A 16,767-nucleotide genomic window follows, 5' to 3' on the forward strand; every position below is an offset into this window, starting at 1 on the left:
CACCTCGGCAGGTTCCTCCAGCTGTATTCGCGCCGTGACGTCGAGCGTGACGAGACGCCTGATGTCAAGCCAGGAGGGGCGATGCCTTTTCTCCTTCGGCTGCACAACTTGCTCTGGCATCCAAGAGCGAGTACGGAGTCCAGAGCCGATCAATGAACTGATCGACCTCATCCGGCTGAGACGAGACTCAGAGCAACTTGATCAACCGCTTCGGACCGTTTGCACTTCAGGGGCGCTGGCAAAGCTCAATAGCGGTCAAGGGTGTTGTGAGTCGTTCTAGGGTCAGGGCCTGGGGGCGACCGCTCCCGCCAAAACTCGGCTGCCTTGATTCGCGGTGCTTGACTGGCCGCCTCGTCTTCCGAACCTGTCGGTCACTGATGGCCGCAGTCACGCACATGGTTTAAGGACCGCTTCTCATAGGACGGCAGTTCCCCAGACGGATACGAGTTAACCCTCTTTCCGCTACGAATGCGCAGCGTGACATTTGGCCAAACGTCGCAAAGACGAAGGGAGGGCGTACTGTGATTCATCAGTTGGACATCACACAGTTCGGAAGCTTCAGCGGGTTCCAATGGAGAAACGCCATCAGGGATGCGCCTGGGAACAACGTTCAGGACTTCAAGAAGCTCAACATCATCTACGGCAGGAACTACTCCGGCAAAACTACGCTGTCGCGGGTCTTCAGGAGCCTAGAAAAGGGCGAGATCCCATGGCGCCACGATGGCGCGAGCTTCGCGGTGCGGGGCGAGCAAGGGGATCTGAATCACCAGCAGCTGACTGGGCATGCGTACGACATTCGCGTCTACAACAGAGATTTCGTCGCAGAGAACTTGAGCTTTCTCACCGACCAGCGCGGCGGCAACATACAGACCTTCGCGATCGTCGGCGGCGAGAACAATGCCCTGGCAGAGCGCATTGCAGCGCTGCAGACCAGTCTAGGTAGTGTGGAAGAGAAGCGTGGCGCACGATACGACGCGGCCCAGGCAGCGGAAATGCATGCCAAGGCGAACAAGCGATTCAGTGACGCAAGAGAGGGCCTCGACGAAGTTCTGCGCCGGCAGGCCAACGACGTCATCAAAAAGGATCGCGCCTTCGGCCATGCGGGATACAACATTGACAGCATCAAGGCCGACATCGCCTTTGTCACCAGCAACAAGGTCGACGTATTGACGGAGGCCGACAGGTCAAACTACGTCGCATTGCTGAAAGAGGAAGCGCTGCCAGAGATCCGCGACGCCGCAGTCTTCAAGTCGAAGCTTGACACCCTATTCGACGAGGCTAAACCGCTCATCGTCACAGCCATAGAGCCGACCAAGCCGCTGCAGGATTTGCTGGACGATGCCGCGCTGGAGTCTTGGGCGCGCCAGGGCATCGGGCACCACAAGGGAAAGCGTGAGGACTGCGCCTTCTGCCGACAGAAGCTTCCCGCCGACCTCTGGCAGAAGCTGGCCGAGCACTTCAATCAGGCTTCTGAGACGCTCGGAGCGGCGATCGACGCCTGCGCCGAGAAGATCCATGTGGAACTGCGGGACATGGCTTGGATGCCAGTGATTGAAGTAAGTCAGTTCTATGCGTCCGAGCGACTTGCTTTCGAGACGGCCAAGGCTCTCCTGGCTAAGGCCATCAATTCCTACAGGACAGACCTGCAGAAACTTGCGGAGGCGTTGGCGAACCGACGCGCGTCGCTGTTTCGAATCGGAAGGCTTCCGTTGCGAGATTTCGACGCGGCCGCCGCTGTGGTCGCGACGGAATCGTTCAACGCCGTGGTCGCAGCCAACAATGGCCGCTCGGCGACGCTCAACAAGGACAAGGATGCGGCAAGGTTAGCGCTCAGGCGCGGCAAGGTCGCAGAGTTCCTTTTGACCGTGGACCTCCCCGGTAAGGAAGCTAGCATCGTCCAACTTCGCGAGAAGGCCGGGGAGGCCAAGGCCGCGGCGGATGCAGCGCGCCAGGCCGAACATGTAATCGAGCAGGAGATCAAGCAGCTCGAAGCGCAGCAGAAGGACGAGCGTAAAGGCGCAGAGCGCGTTAACACCTTGCTGAACCACTACTTCGGCCATGGTGGGGTGAGGCTTGAGGCAGTGGACGACGCGGCAAGTGCGGGCGTCAAATTCCAAATCATGCGAGGCAACCAGCCTGCCTTCAATCTGAGCGAGGGCGAAGGTAGCCTGATTGCGTTCTGTTACTTCATGGCGAAGCTCGACGCCTTGGGCAGTCGTGGCAAGGAACTGATTGTCTACATCGACGATCCGATATCCAGCCTGGACAGCAACCATGTTTTCTTCGTCTACAGCGTTATCGAGCAGTTGCTATGCGCGCCTCGCAAAAGGGCCGATGGAACCGAGGCGTACAGATACAAGCAGCTCTTTGTGTCGACTCACAATCTCGACTTCCTGAAATATCTCAAGCGCCTGTCTGGGCCCAGCAATCAGGTGCAGCACTTCGTCGTGGAACGACACGGTGACGCGCCCAGCCGCCTTTCGCTAATGCCGGCCTACCTGAAGAAGTATGTGACGGAATTTAACTACCTCTTCCATCAAATCTACCGGTGTTCTCTCCAAGTCCCCCAAGGGGGTGACCACGATCACTTCTTCAGCTTTGGAAACAACCTACGAAAATTCTTTGAGGCTTACCTCTACTTCAAGTATCCGCATGGCACGGGGCGAGACACCGCCACAGAACGCGTCATGAGGTTTTTCGAGGGAGACGAGATGGCCGGGAAGATTGCGACTCGCCTGAGTAATGAGCTGTCGCACCTGGAGGAAAGCTTGGATCGCGGCATGTCGCCGATCGACATCCCTGAGATCCAGAAGATCGCGGCTCATGTCCTAGCGAAAATCAAGAAAGCGGACCCGGACCAGTACGAATCACTCATGGCGAGCATCGGCGTAGCCACATAGGCGGACGCGAGCAATCGACCTGCGCAAGCTCCCTGGTGCGGTTTGGGCTCTCTAATTCTGGTTGATCCAGCACATGGAGCACCCTTCCGACGATGGCTCCGTTCCAGGGACCGGCCGCTGCAGTGGCGGCACGGCTCAGGCACAGATGACAGCAATGCGCTCGACATCGTGAGCACAACATTCGGCAACGGCCGTCCTCAATCGCTGCAAAGTCGCCCTTCCAACCACGCGGCGCATGTTGCCGAATTTGAAGTTCAGCGTCGCCCAAATGGGCAGCTACTGAACACGATTCCCCTCTGCAGAGCCAGGAGGCGACCCGGGCTGTTCTTGGGGCCGATGCACGAGGCGCGTCGACCTGCTGTCGAGTCACCGGAGTCGCGATGTCGTGGGACGCCCCAGCGCGGGCGACCCCTCACCGTGGCAAGCCTCTACTTCAACCCCCCGCTCAAAAACGCCTTCAAGCGCTCGCTCTGCGGCTTGATCAGCACCTCGCGCGGGTTACCTTGCTCCTCCACGCGCCCCTGGTGCAGGAACATCGTGTGCGACGACACCTCGCGCGCGAAGCCCATTTCATGCGTCACGACGATCATCGTGCGCCCCTCCGCCGCCAGGTCGCGCATCACCTTCAGCACCTCGCCGACCAGCTCCGGATCCAGCGCCGAGGTCGGCTCGTCGAAGAGCATCACCTCCGGCTCCACCGCCAGCGCGCGCGCGATCGCCACGCGCTGCTGCTCGCCGCCCGACAGCTGCGCCGGATAGACATCCTTGCGATGCGACACCCCCACCCGCGCCAGCAGCGCCTCGGCCTTCTCGATCGCCTGCGCGCGCGGCTGCTTGAGCACATGCACCGGCGCCTCGATGACGTTCTCCAGCACCGTGCGGTGGCCCCACAGGTTGAAGTTCTGGAACACCATCGCCAGCCGCGCGCGCCAGCGCTGCAGCTGCGCCGCATCCCCCGCCTTCAGGCTGCCGTCACGGTCGCGGACGAGCTTGAGCTCCTCCGCCCCCAGCTTCAGCGTGCCCTCGTAAGGCTGCTCGAGCAGGTTCAGGCAGCGCAGGAAAGTGCTCTTGCCCGAGCCGCTCGACCCGATCAGCGTGATCACATCGCCCGGCTTCGCGGACAGGGATACGCCCTTGAGCACTTCGCGCTCGCCGTAGCGTTTGTGGAGGTTGTCGACAACAAGACTGGCCGCGGACATCAACGGGCTCCCAACAGTTTTCCGGTGCGGGTCGCCTCGCGGCCCGCGACTTTCGCGACACGCGCGCCGGCCGTGACCAGGCGCAGCGTGTCCCTTGCAAACAGCAGCCCATCGATCGGGCTCTTCAGATCGGTCACCGACCCGCTGATCGGATCGATGACCTGGGCGATCACATCGCCGGCGCTGACCGTCTCGCCCACCTCGCGCAGGAAGGTCAGCACGCCGCCGACCGGCGAGGGGATCGGGATCGATCCCGCCAGCGGCCGCGCGTCACCGACCGGCGCCGGCACCGGGGGCACCGCGCCGTCCGGCGCAATCACGCCGCGATGAATGAGGAAGTCGACGATCGCCTGCGCATCCTTGGCGGCCAGCGTGTGCGTGACGTCCTGCTGGCCGCGCAGCTCCACCGTCACCGACAGCGTCGCCTGCGGAATCGGGAAGCGCTCGCCAAAATGCCGCGCCCACTTCCACCACACCTGCGAGCAGGCCTCGTCGAAGGGGTTGTCGCCCGAGTCCGTCGCCAGCAGCGTCACGCCAGCGCCTAGGTAGGCCGCGAGCGGCTCGCACTGCGGCCAGCAGGGGGTCTCGGTGTAGAGATGCATCACCGCCTGCGCGTCACAGTGCAGGTCCAGTACGACGTCCGCGTCGCAGGCCATCAGCATCAGCGTCTTGCGCAGCGCCTTCAGCTCCGTGTCGGCGGGCGAGGCCTGGATCTCCGTCTTCAGCGCGGCGCGCAGCACCGCGACGTTGTGCGCCGGGTCCGCGCCCAGACGCGGCTCGGCCTGTCTGGCCGCGGCCTCGACGTGCTCGGGATAGTGACGGTTGAAGTTCTCGCCCGACAGCCCCTCGAAGCGGCCCAGGTGCGATTGCAGCCACCACTGCGAGAGCCCGATCGGATTGGCCATCGGCACCAGGATCACCTCGCCCCGCAGGCGGCCCGCGGCCTCCAGCGCGTCGAAGTGGCGGCGCAGATGCCAGGCGGTCAGCATGCCCGGCAGCTCGTCGGCATGCAGCGAGGCCTGGATGTAGACCTTCTGGCCCTGGCCAGGCTGGCCGTAGTGCAGCGAGACCAGCTCGCGCTGCGTGCCCGGGGCCGGGCTCGGGAGCGGATGTTGTCGTACTTGCATGGAGTCTCTTTCGATGCCCGCCACCGCGCGCGAAGACGCCAGCGCGGAAGCAGGAGCAAGGGGGATCAACGCGATATCGGCGCGGTATCAGCGCGGCATCAGCGCGGCATCAGCGGCTTCAGCCAGCGCTTCTCCGCCTGATGGAACAGTCCGACCAGCACCAGCGTCATCGCGAAGTAAAAGAGCGCCGCGGTGATGAAGGCCTCGAACGGGATGTAGTAGGTGGCGTTGATGTCACGGGCGATGCCGGTGACGTCCATGATCGTCACCACGCTGGCCAGCGCCGTGCCGTGCAGCATGAAGATGGCCTCGTTGCTGTAGGCCGGCAGCGCACGGCGCAGCGCGTGCGGCAGCACGATGCGGAGCAGCATCACCCAGCGGCTCATGCCCAGCGACTTGGCGGCCTCGATCTCGCCGTGCGGCAGCGCGCGGATCGCGCCCGCGACGATCTCGGTCGTGTAGGCGCCGGTGTTCAGCACGAAGGTCAGGCAGGCGCAGAACCACGCCGAGCTGAACAGCGGCCACAGCGCGCTCTGCTGCATCCACTCGAACTGGCCCAGGCCGTAGTAGATGAGGAAGAGCTGCACCAGCATCGGCGTGCCGCGGAACACGTAGGTGTAGACCCAGACCGTGCGCGACAGCCATTTGATCGGCAGCGTGCGCAGCACCCCCAGCGGAACGGCGATCAGCAACCCGATCAGCAGCGAGATGAGCAGCAGCTCGGCGGTGGTCAGCGCGCCGGTGAGGTAGCGCGGGAAGTTCTCGACGATGGCGTCCAGGTTCATGAAGGGCTTCGTTCGGTCGATGTCGGAGGGCAGGGCGCTGGCGTTCGGGCCGCCGCGCTCACAGCGAATGCCGGCGCACGCCGACGGACAGGCGCTTTTGCAGCTGGTCGAATACCAGCTCGGACACCGAGGTGAAGATCAGGTAGATCAGCGCGACCGCCAGGTAGAACACGAACGGCTCGCGGGTGTTGCCGGCGGCCTGCGAGCCGCGCGTCATCAGGTCGTGCAGGCCGATGACCGACACGATGGCGGTGCTCTTGATCAGCACCAGCCAGTTGTTGGACAGCCCCGGCAGCGCGTGCCGGAACATCTGCGGGAAGGTGATGCGCCACGCGACCTGCGCGGGACTCATGCCGAAGGCCAGGCCCGCCTCGCGCTGCCCCGGCGGCACCGCCAGGAAGGCGCCGCGGAACGCTTCGGTCAGGTAGGCGCCGAAGATGAAGGCGATCGTGACCACGCCAGCCACGAAGGGATTGACGTCGATGTACTCCTCATGCCCCATCTGCAGCGCGATCGCGTTCACCGCCACCTGGCCGCCGAAGAAGATCAGCAGCATCAGCACCAGGTCCGGCACGCCGCGGATCAGCGTCGTGTAGACGGTCGCGATGCCCTTGGCGACACGGAACTTCGACAGCTTGGCCATCGCGCCGAGCAGCCCCAGCACCATGGCCAGCGCCATCGAGCTGAGGGCCACGCCCAGGGTCAGTACGGCGCCCTCGAGCAGGCTGGGCAGGTACCCGTGCAGGATCATTCGACGTCCTTCTTCGTTCTCATGGAAAGAGGCCCGGCTGCGCCGGGCCTCGAGGCCTCAGGGCCGGGTCACTTGGCCGAGATGTCGTACTCGAAGTACTTGTCGTTGAGCTTCTTGAACGTGCCGTTGGCCTTGACCGCCGCGATGGCATCGTTGAACTTCTTGCCCAGCGTCTTCTCGTCGGCCTTGCGCATGCCCACGCCGCTGCCAACGCCGAAGTACTTCACGTCGCTGTAGCTCGGGCCCACGAAGGCGAAGCCCTTGCCCGCCGGCGTCTTCAGGAAGCCGACGTCGGCGGCGACCAGGTCGGCCAGCGTCAGGTCCACGCGGCCCGACTTCAGGTCCAGGAAGGCCTGGTCCTGCGTCGCGTAGCGGACGATCTCGCTCTGCTTGAAGGTCTCGGCGGCAAACTTCTCGTGGATGGTCGCGCGCTGCACGCCGATCTTCTTGCCCTTCAGGCCTGCGGGCGAGAAGTCGAACTTGGCGTCGGCCTTGGCGGTGAAGCGGGCCGGGGTGTTGTAGTACGGGTTGGAGAAGGCGATCACCTTCTTGCGCTCGTCGGTGATGGACACCGAGGCAATGATCGCGTCCACCTTGCGCGCCTGCAGCGCCGGGATCAGACCGTCGAAGTCCTGCTGCACCAGCGTGCACTCGGCCTTCATCTCGGCGCACAGCGCATAGGCCAGGTCGATCTCGAAGCCCTTGAGCTTGCCGTCGGCGCCGACTTCGGAGAACGGGGGGTAGGCGCCTTCGACGCCGATGCGGATCTTCTTCCAGTCAGGGGCCTGGGCGCTGGCGGCGCCGGCGGTGGCCAGCAGGGCGCAGGCGGCCAGGGCGGCGCGCGCGATCAGTTGTCGTCGTTGCATGAAGGCTCCTTGGGTTTGAGCAGGCATCGTGGATTGGACTTCCGGTTCCTGCCTCCTGGCGGTTCGAGCCCGCGTCGGAGGAGGACGGTCCGGAATGGGGGGGATTGTTGCAATGCCGCACGCGTGGCGGCCATCAGGGTTAAGGAGAGTGCAAAAACGTGTGAACGGCCTGGACGGTGGACGCAGGGTCCTCCTCCTGGGGGACATGCCCCAATCCGGGGAACAGCTGCACGCGGCTGTGCTTGATGGCGGCGTGGAAGCGCTCGGCCGCGGCCGGCGGGATCAGGCGGTCGCGGCCGCCCCACAGGATCAGCGTCGGCGCCTGGATGCGCGGCAACAGGGCGGCGTGGCGGCCGGGCTCGCGCTGCGCCAGCCGCTGCGCGAGGGCCTCACGGTTGCCTTCGCGCAACGTCAGCTCGAAGTAGCGGTCCACCAGCGCGGCCGTGACCTTGGCCGGATCACCGTAGACCTCGCGCACGCTGCGGTCCACCAGCGGCCGCGGCAGGAACACGCCGGCCAGCCAGTGGAGCACGCGCCACTCGGGCACGCGGAAGCCATCGGGCACGGCGTCGCTGTGCACATCGAGACCGCCGGCATCGACCAGCACGAGCGCCGCGACCTGCTCCGGATGTCGCGCGGCAAACTGCCAGGCCAGCCCGCCGCCCATCGAGTTGCCACCGAGGACCATGCGGCCAATCTGCAACTGCCCCAGGAACGACAACAGGAACGAGTCATAGGCGTCGTCGCTGTAATCGCCTAATGAAGACGGACCAGTGAGGCCGAAGCCCGGCAGATCCAGCGTGACAACGCGCCGCGTCGCGCTCAGCGACTTCACCCACCCCTCCCAGGTGTGCAGACTGGCGGCGGTGCCGTGCAGCAGCACGATGGGAGTGGTGTCGGAGCGCGGCCCTTCATCGCGGTAATGGACCAGCTGCACCTGGCCGCCAGGCAGCTTCAGTTCCATGAAGTCCGACGGCGGCGGCGCCCAGCGCGCCACCAAGCTCTCCAGCGGCCGGTCCGGCGCGCGGAAGGCCATCGCCAGCAACGCGGTCGCCAGCACGGCGAACCCCAGCAGCTTCATCAGCCGCGCGCCGAAAGTGGGGCGCTCGCTCATTCGACGACGGAGTCGGGCGATGGCGCCAGCTCGGGGTCGACAGCGCGGCGCTCGTCGAAGACGAAACAGGTGCCGTGGTAATGCGCGCCGCCGACTTCCTCGAAATACTTCAAGATGCCGCCCTCGAGCTGGTAGACCTTCGCGTCCAGACCATGCCGGACCGCCTCCTGCTCCAGATAGAGCGCCGCCTTCTCGCAACGGATGCCGCCCGTGCAGTAGCTGACGACCGTCTTGCCGTCGAGCTCGGCTCGATGCGCCTGTACAGCCTCCGGAAACTCGCTGAACTTGGCGATGCGCCAGTCGATCGCACCATCGAAGGCGCCCACATCCACCTCGAACGCATTGCGCGTGTCCAGCGTGACCACCGGACGGCCTTCGTCATCATGACCCTGGTCCAGCCAACGCCGCAGCGTCGCAGCCGGCAACGCCGGCGCCCGCGGCGCCCGGTCAGGACGGATCGTCGGATGATTCATCCGGATGATCTCCGGCTTCACCTTCACCAGCAGCTTGCGGAACGGGACCACATCGCTCCAGCTCTCCTTCGGCGCCAACCCGGCAAAGCGCGAGTCGCCCCGCAACGCCTCCACCCACGCACGCACCGCATCCGCAGAGCCCGCCAGGAACAGGTTGATGCCTTCCTCCGCGATCAGGACCGTGCCCTTCAGACCGAGCGCCTGGGCGCGTTCGTGCAAGACGCCCCTCAGCACATCCGGCGCGTCGATCGCGACGAAGAGGTAGCAGGAGATGTTGAGGATCGAAGAAGAATCAGGCAGGACGGCGGTGTTCATGCCGGTGCGGCGAGCGTTCAACCCGCGCAGGATCAGCAAAACGCGCGATTGTAGGAGCGTTGAACAGGGCATCACTTCGGGAGGCTTGGCGCGGGCACTCCACGGTGCAGGGGGCATCGCGTCCGCGAACCCCCAGCACCATTCCGGCCCCACCCGCACTCGCTGACCTTGCCGGCGCCAGGCGCCGGAAAGGCGTCGGGATGGCCCCGCGGGTCAGCGGCGAGTCGCGGGAGACTTGGGCTCGTTGAGCTTGACGTCAGGACCCGATGCGGCCGCGGCGGGGGCGGCCGGCGCAGGCTTCGCTCGAACCGGGACCGAGGCGCTGCACAGGTCCGTGTAGCCAGGGCTGTGCACGAACCAGCCGCCACGGTGGCGGCGCGCATTCAGCAACTCCTGCCAGGTCGTGGTGTCGGTGCGCAGCACCTGCAACGAAGGACGCTGGTCCTCCGGCAGGGCCGACGCGAGCGCCACGCGCTCAATGCCCAGCCGCTGCTCGGGCTTGTCGTAGAAACCCATCGCCGCGCCACCGCGCGGCAGCGAGGACAGGAACTCCATGCCCTTGAGCACCCGGCCCACCACCGTAATGTTCAAGTCCAGCCCGCGCGGCGCGTGACCGATGACCGCATACAGCTCGGCCCCGGTGCTCGAGTCGACCGCATTGCCCCGGCCCGCGCCCACGCTGCCGTAGCAGTGCGCGAGCCAGGCCCGCCCGGTCTTCGGATCGGCGGCGGCCGGGAATCCATCCACCTGGCCGATGCGCGGCGCCCACCCATCCACGTCCGGCAGCACCGTCATGGGGACGCCCTTGAGCGGGATCGAGAACTCGGCCGGGAGCCGGGCCTTCGCGCCAGCCGGGAAGGGCTTGGCCTTGCCCTTGATGCCGGCCTCCTCGTCGTCGGCATCGGGGTCGCCCCATTGGGTGACGAAGTTGTCCTGCACGCGGACGATCGCCAGACCGTCGTAGTAGCCGCCGCGGGCCAGCGCGCGGATGTTGTCGACATGGGCCGGCGCGAAGCGCGGCGCAAGCTCGATGAAGACCTGACCCTTGGGCAGCGACATGACCAGCAGGTTGTCCGGATCCACGTCGCGCCAATCGGCGGCCGGCGCCGTGGCCAGGATGTCCGCGCTGCTCCGGACCGGCTTCGCGGCCGCCGAGGCCGGCTGGGCGGCGACCCGGGGTGCGGCCTTCTCGGTGGCGGGCCGCGGCGCGGCGGCGGGGGCCGCGGCCGAGGCCGGCAGGGCGGCCGTCAGCGTCAGCGCGGCCAGCAGGGTCAGCGAGGTCGACATCGTCATCCGGGCGCTCCGTGGGAGTGTTCGATGGGAGGCGAGCATAGCCTTCTTACAATCCCGGGATGGCTTTCGTTCACCTCCGCATCCACACCGAGTTTTCAGTCGTCGACGGCACCTTGCGCGTCGACGACGCCGCCAAGGCGGCCGCCAAGGACAAGCAGGTCGCCCTGGGCCTGACGGACCTGGCGAACATGTTCGGCGGAGTGAAGTTCTACAACGCCTGCCGCAAGAACGGCGTCAAGCCGATCCTGGGCTCCGAGGTCTGGCTGGAACCCGACGCCGCGGACAAGCCGCCCAGCCGCGTGCTGCTGCTGGTGCAGAACTACCAGGGCTACCTGAACCTGAGCGAGCTGCTGTCGCGCGCCTGGATCCAGAACGTGCAGCGCAACCAGGCGCTGCTGAAGCTGGAATGGATGCAGGAACTCCACGAGGGCCTGATCTGCCTGGGCGGCATGCAGTTCGGCCCGATGGGCCAGGCGCTGGTGGCCGGCGACGAGGCGCGGGCGCTGGACTGGGCGCGGCGGCTGTCGGCGATCTATCCGGACCGCTTCTACATCGAGCTGCAGCGCGCCGGCCTGCCCGGCCAGGAGGCGCTGCTGCGCCAACTGGTGCCGCTGGCGGCGAAGGCGCAGCTGCCGGTCGTGGCGACCCATCCGATCCAGTTCCTGGAGGAGGACGACTTCGAGGCCCACGAGGCGCGCGTGTGCGTCGCCGACGGCGACACGCTCGCCAATCCGAAGCGGGTCAAACGCTTCCTGCCCAGCCAGCATTTCAAAACGCAGGCGGAGATGGAGCAGCTCTTCGCCGATCTGCCCAGCGCGATCGCCAACACGGTGGAGATCGCCCGCCGCTGCAGCCTGTCGCTGGTGCTGGGCAAGCCGCAGCTGCCCAACTTCCCCACGCCGATCCAGGCCGACGGCACGCCGATGCCGATGGAGCAGTACTTCCGCATGCTCTCCTACGAGGGCCTGGAGGACCGGCTGCGGCTGCTGTATCCCGACGAGGCCAAGCGCGAGGCGGCGCGGCCGCGCTACGTGGAGCGGCTGGAGTTCGAGCTCGCGACCATCATCAAGATGGGCTTCCCCGGCTACTTCCTGATCGTGGGTGACTTCATCCGCTGGGCGAAGAACAACGGCTGCCCGGTGGGCCCGGGCCGGGGCTCGGGCGCGGGCTCGCTGGTGGCCTACGTGCTGCTGATCACCGACCTGGACCCGCTGCAGTACAACCTGCTGTTCGAGCGCTTCCTGAACCCGGAGCGGGTGTCGATGCCCGACTTCGACATCGACTTCTGCCAGGGCAACCGCGACCGCGTCATCGAGTACGTGAAGGACAAGTACGGCCGCCCGGCGGTGAGCCAGATCGCGACCTTCGGCACGATGGCGGCCAAGGGCGCGCTGCGCGACATCGGCCGGGTGCTGGGCATGGGCTTCGGCCATGTGGACTCGATCGCCAAGCTGGTCCCGGCCCCGCCCGGCAAGACGGTGACGCTGGCCAAGCTGCCGCCCGATTTCGATCCGGACAAGGCCAAGATGGTCTACGCGCGGCACGAGTCGCCCGAGATCGAGGAGCGCGAGGCGCAGGACGAGGAAGTCGCCGGCCTGCTGGAGATGGCGGCGCGCGTGGAGGGCACGGTGCGCTCGATCGGCATGCACGCCGGTGGCGTGCTGATCGCGCCGGGCAAGATCACGGACTTCTGCCCGCAGTACCAGCAGCCGGGCTCGACCTCGGCGGTGAGCCAGTACGACAAGGACGACGTCGAGGCCATCGGCCTGGTCAAGTTCGACTTCCTGGGCCTGGCGACGCTGACCATCCTGGAGCTGGCCAAGGAGTTCATCGTCGCGCGCTATCCGGACCAGGCGAACTTCGCGTTCGAGACCATTCCGCTGGACGACAAGCGGACCTACAAGCTGTTCTCGGATGGTTTGACGGAGTCTGTGTTCCAGTTCGAATCCAGCGGCATGCAGCGCATGCTCAAGGACGCCAAGCCCTCGCGCCTGGAGGATCTGATCGCGCTGAACGCGCTGTACCGGCCGGGCCCGATGGACCTGATCCCGAGCTTCGTCGCGCGCAAGCACGGCAAGGAGGTGGTCGAGTACCCGCATCCGCTGGTGGAGCCGGTGCTGTCCGAGACCTACGGGATCATGGTCTACCAGGAGCAGGTGATGCAGACCGCCCAGGTGCTGGGCGGCTACTCGCTCGGCGGCGCGGACATGCTGCGCCGCGCGATGGGCAAGAAGAAGGCCGAAGAGATGGCCATGCACCGCGAGCTGTTCCGCAAGGGCGCGGCGGAGAAGGGCATCGACCAGGACAAGGCCGACGAGGTCTTCGACCTGATGGAGAAGTTCGCGGGTTACGGCTTCAACAAGTCGCACGCGGCCGCGTACTCGCTGCTGGCCTATCACACGGGCTGGCTGAAGGTGCATTTCACGGCGGAGTTCTTCGCCGCGAACATGACGATCGAATCGGACGACACGGACAAGCTCAAGGTGCTCATGAATGACGCCAAGCTGTTCGGGATCGAGTTCGAGCCGCCCAACATCAACCTGGGCGTGGGGCGTTTCGAGCCGATGGGCGCGGACGAGGGCACGGTGCGCACGGCGCCGAAGGAGGGCGGCAAGCCGGGTCTGACGCCGCGCGCGCGCAAGATCAACTACAGCCTGGGGGCGATCAAGGGCACGGGCGCTGGCGCGATCGAGGCGATCGTGCGCGCCCGCACCGAGGGCGGCCCGTTCAAGAGCTTCTTCGATTTCTGCGCGCGGGTGGACCGCAAGGCGGTGAACAAGCGCGTGGTGGAGGCGCTGATCAAGGCGGGCGCTTTCGACGCGCTGCATCCGGACCGGGCGCGGCTGCTGGCCAGCGTGGCGCTGGGCTACACGTATGCGGACAACCTGGCGCAGAACGTGAACCAGGGCGGGCTGTTCGACTTCGACGGCGCGCATGGCTCGTCGACGGCGGAGCCGGATTTCGTCGAGGTGCCGCCCTGGGGCATCAAGGAGCGGCTGAGCCTGGAGAAGACGGCGATCGGCTTCTATCTGTCGGGCCACCTGTTCGACCAGGCGGAGACGGAGCTGCGCAAGATGGTCAAGCGCCGGATCGTGGACCTGCAGGACAGCCGCGAGCCGACGACGGTGGCGGGCATCGTGTCGGACATGCGGGTGATCAACGGCTCGCGCGGGCGGGTGGCGATCTTCAAGATCGACGACAAGACCGATGCGATCGAGGCGGTGGCGAACGAGGAGCTGCTCAACGCCAACAAGGAGCTGCTGGCCGAGGATGAACTGATCATCGCGGTGGGCAAGGTGCAGAACGATCGTTTCTCGGGCGGGCTGCGGATGAACGTGCAACAGGTGTTCAGCCTGGCGGCGGCGCGGGCGCGCTTCGGGCGCTACCTGCGCACGGCGCCCAACCTGCCGGCGTCGGCGGTGCTGGACCTGGTGAAGAGCTGGCCGGCCAAGCGGGTGGAGACGGAGCAGGGCGTGCTCAGCCAGGGGCTGGAGCTGCGCATTCCGATCAAGCGCGATGGCGCGATGGCCGAGCTCGGCCTGGGCGGCGCGGGCAAGTTCTGGCCCAGCGACGAGGCGCTGGAGAGACTCAAGCCGGCGGAGATCGTGTACGACGCGGGCGGATGAGCGCCGGCCCGGTCAGTTGCCGGGCTGTCGAGTTAAAAAGTTGCTATAGCAAGATTTTTGAGCTAAAAATCTTGCTATATGAAGAGTATTAAGAGTTTGCCGTTCATCGTCGAGGACTCGTTGGCCGAGCTCGGTGAGCGGATTTCACTGGCCCGGCGGGCGCGTCGGATCACGCAGCCGGATTTGGCCGCGAAGGCGGGCATTGGTCTCAGCACCCTGTCAGCGGTGGAACGAGGCGCGCCCACGGTGCAGATCGGCTCCGTGCTCATGGTTCTGTGGGCCTTGGGCCTGGAGGGCACGTTCGACACGCTGTCCAATCTGGGCTCCGACAAGGAACTGGTCGAGTTGATGGCGGACACCGTTCCGCTGACGGTGCACGCAAAGAGGAAGCCCCGATGAGCGCCGCGTCCAAGCCGGACCTGAAACCGCGCCGGGGCGACCGGCGCCGCTGATCCCGGATCGCTCGCGATCCGGGCTGTTCGCCATCCCCCATTTGCCGGGTAAACCGGCGACACCCCAACGGCTGGCCGGGCGTAAGCTGCGCCCCATGCGGGATGGCAAGCCCAAGACTGGCCTGATCCTCACTGGGGGAGGCGCGCGCGCGGCCTATCAGGTCGGCGTGCTGGCGGCCATCGCCCAGCTGCGCCGCGACGCCTGCACCACTGGCGACAACCCCTTCCAGGTCATCGCTGGCACCTCCGCCGGTGCGATCAACGCCGCCACGCTGGCCTGTCAGGCCGATGACTTCTGCTCCGCCGTCGACGGCCTGATGTACATCTGGCAGAACATCCATGTCGAGCAGGTCTACGCCGCCGATTCCTTCGGCGTGATCCGCTCCGGCGCCAAGTGGCTGACCATGGTCTCGCTGGGCTGGGCGCTGAACCGCTGGCGCCGCACCCGCCCGCGCAGCCTGCTCGACAACACGCCGCTGCGCGGCCTGCTGGCCCAGTGGATCAAGATGGACCGCCTGGACGACATGCTTGCCAAGGGCTACATCGATGCGCTGGCGGTGTCCGGCTCGAGCTACACCTCCGGCCATCACGTCACCTTCTATCAGACCCACCAGCAGCGCGAGCCCTGGATCCGCACGCAGCGCCTGGCGACGCGCATCCCGCGGCTGTCCATCGAGCACCTGGTCGCGTCCTCCGCGATCCCCTTCATCTTCCCGGCCGAGCCGCTGGACCTGGACGGCCAGGTGGAGTGGTTCGGCGATGGCTCGATGCGCCAGACGGCGCCGATCTCGCCCGCCGTGCACCTGGGGGCGGAGAAGGTCCTCGTGATCGGGGCCGGCCGCATGCACGAGGCGGGTGGCGAAGGTCAGCATGGTCCCGTGCCGACGGGCCATCCGAGCCTGGCGCAGATCGCCGGCCACGCGCTGTCCAACATCTTCCTGGACGCGCTGGCGGTCGACATCGAGCGCCTCAAGCGCATCAACAGCACGCTGGCGCTGCTGCCCGAGGAGGCGCTGCGCAACACGCCGCTCAAGCCGATCGAGGCGCTCGTCATCGCGCCGAGCCGGCCGCTGGACAGCCTCGCCGCCGAGCATCAGGGGGCGCTGCCGCCGGCGATCCGCGGGCTGCTGCGCGGGGTCGGCGTGTCGGGCGAGGGGGCGACCGCCAGCGGCTCGGCGCTGGTCAGCTACCTGCTCTTCGAGCCGGAGTACACCAGCGAGCTCATCACGCTGGGCATGGCCGACACGCTGGCGCGCCGCAGCGAGATCCAGAAGTTCTTCGACTGGCCCGCGCAGCCGCCGCAGGTGGACCCGGCGACGATGCGCAGGCGCGCTGGCGGCTTCGCGCTGCAGATCCCGCCGAATCCGCCTGGACCGCCCCGGCTGGTGGCTTGATTTCCGTTCGGAGAGTTGGTCTGCGGAATGCGGCCGGGCCTGGATCGGTCATGCGCAGCCAAGCGCCGTCCGCATCTGGTCCCGTGATGCAGCGGTGACATCTGCAAAGAGCGGCGAATCTCCCGTGGGCGACATCTCCCCTTGGCAGAATCGCGCGCTGTCCAATCGAAGAAGGCAACGCAGCCGGACGGCAGCTCCGCCACTTGCGAGTACGACGATGCGCACCGCTTGATTGCGATTGCTGACTCTGCGGGGAATCGCCATAGGGCAGCGGTATTGGTGCGACCCTGGAGTGGAAGCCGCCTGTCCTGTTGCGCTATATGGGTACTGCGGTCGGCTCGGGGATGAGGCCGTGTGGAAACGCGGTTTGACTGGTGCCCGCCACGAGCTTAGGCCAAGCACGTCCCCAGCGAAGCGCCCACGGGCTCTCCGAGGGCTCGTCTGAGCTTGAGGAGTGCGCAGGGCATCCGAG

Annotated in this window: 12 protein-coding genes; 4 read left to right on the plus strand and 8 right to left on the minus strand. The window is 66.3% G+C overall.

Annotation, left to right across the window (positions count from 1 at the left end; all coding sequences use genetic code 11):
* Nucleotides 1–533 precede the first annotated feature (533 nt).
* Nucleotides 534–2,900, plus strand: a complete 2,367-nt coding sequence (locus tag ABDW61_RS17795; protein WP_343640535.1) for an AAA family ATPase — start codon at nt 534–536, stop codon at nt 2,898–2,900.
* Between the two features lie 428 nt (nt 2,901–3,328).
* Here ABDW61_RS17795 and ABDW61_RS17800 read toward each other — a convergent pair whose 3' ends face one another.
* The 8 genes from ABDW61_RS17800 to ABDW61_RS17835 all read right to left on the minus strand — a co-directional run bounded on the left by ABDW61_RS17800 (nt 3,329) and on the right by ABDW61_RS17835 (nt 10,823).
* A complete protein-coding gene (locus tag ABDW61_RS17800; protein ID WP_343640536.1) occupies nt 3,329–4,099 on the minus strand; it encodes an ATP-binding cassette domain-containing protein in 771 nt (256 codons plus the stop codon).
* On the minus strand, nt 4,099–5,226 hold the full coding sequence (locus ABDW61_RS17805; RefSeq protein ID WP_343640538.1) for a succinylglutamate desuccinylase/aspartoacylase family protein: 1,128 nt from the start codon (nt 5,224–5,226) through the stop codon (nt 4,099–4,101). Before ABDW61_RS17805 ends, ABDW61_RS17800 begins: the two co-directional genes overlap by 1 nt.
* Nucleotides 5,227–5,324: 98 nt before the next feature.
* Nucleotides 5,325–6,011 (minus strand): ABC transporter permease, encoded by a 687-nt coding sequence (locus tag ABDW61_RS17810; RefSeq protein WP_343640539.1) that lies wholly within the window; start codon nt 6,009–6,011, stop codon nt 5,325–5,327.
* Nucleotides 6,012–6,069: 58 nt separating this feature from the next.
* Nucleotides 6,070–6,762, minus strand: coding sequence for an ABC transporter permease (locus tag ABDW61_RS17815; protein ID WP_343640541.1), 693 nt, complete (start codon nt 6,760–6,762; stop codon nt 6,070–6,072).
* Between the two features lie 68 nt (nt 6,763–6,830).
* Nucleotides 6,831–7,628, minus strand: a complete 798-nt coding sequence (locus ABDW61_RS17820; RefSeq protein WP_343640542.1) for an ABC transporter substrate-binding protein — start codon at nt 7,626–7,628, stop codon at nt 6,831–6,833.
* A 139-nt stretch (nt 7,629–7,767) separates the two neighbouring features.
* Complete coding sequence (locus tag ABDW61_RS17825; protein WP_343640543.1) at nt 7,768–8,742, minus strand: alpha/beta fold hydrolase; 975 nt, start codon at nt 8,740–8,742, stop codon at nt 7,768–7,770.
* The gene (locus tag ABDW61_RS17830; protein WP_343640559.1) at nt 8,739–9,530 is read right to left on the minus strand and encodes a sulfurtransferase; all 792 of its coding nucleotides are present in this window, start codon (nt 9,528–9,530) and stop codon (nt 8,739–8,741) included. The genes ABDW61_RS17825 and ABDW61_RS17830 overlap by 4 nt, the downstream gene beginning before the upstream one ends.
* 213 nt (nt 9,531–9,743) lie before the next feature.
* Complete coding sequence (locus tag ABDW61_RS17835) at nt 9,744–10,823, minus strand: peptidylprolyl isomerase (protein WP_343640545.1); 1,080 nt, start codon at nt 10,821–10,823, stop codon at nt 9,744–9,746.
* Between the two features lie 59 nt (nt 10,824–10,882).
* On the opposite strand from ABDW61_RS17835, the gene dnaE reads away from it, so the two are divergent.
* From dnaE to ABDW61_RS17850, 3 genes are all read left to right on the plus strand, one after another.
* The gene (dnaE, locus tag ABDW61_RS17840; RefSeq protein WP_343640547.1) at nt 10,883–14,449 is read left to right on the plus strand and encodes a DNA polymerase III subunit alpha; all 3,567 of its coding nucleotides are present in this window, start codon (nt 10,883–10,885) and stop codon (nt 14,447–14,449) included.
* A gap of 78 nt (nt 14,450–14,527) precedes the next feature.
* Nucleotides 14,528–14,848, plus strand: coding sequence for a helix-turn-helix domain-containing protein (locus ABDW61_RS17845; RefSeq protein WP_343640548.1), 321 nt, complete (start codon nt 14,528–14,530; stop codon nt 14,846–14,848).
* Between the two features lie 148 nt (nt 14,849–14,996).
* Nucleotides 14,997–16,295, plus strand: coding sequence for a patatin-like phospholipase family protein (locus tag ABDW61_RS17850; RefSeq protein WP_343640550.1), 1,299 nt, complete (start codon nt 14,997–14,999; stop codon nt 16,293–16,295).
* Nucleotides 16,296–16,767 lie beyond the last annotated feature (472 nt).

The sequence above is a fragment of the Roseateles sp. genome, assembly GCF_039595595.1.
Taxonomy (GTDB): Bacteria; Pseudomonadota; Gammaproteobacteria; order Burkholderiales; family Burkholderiaceae_C; genus Roseateles.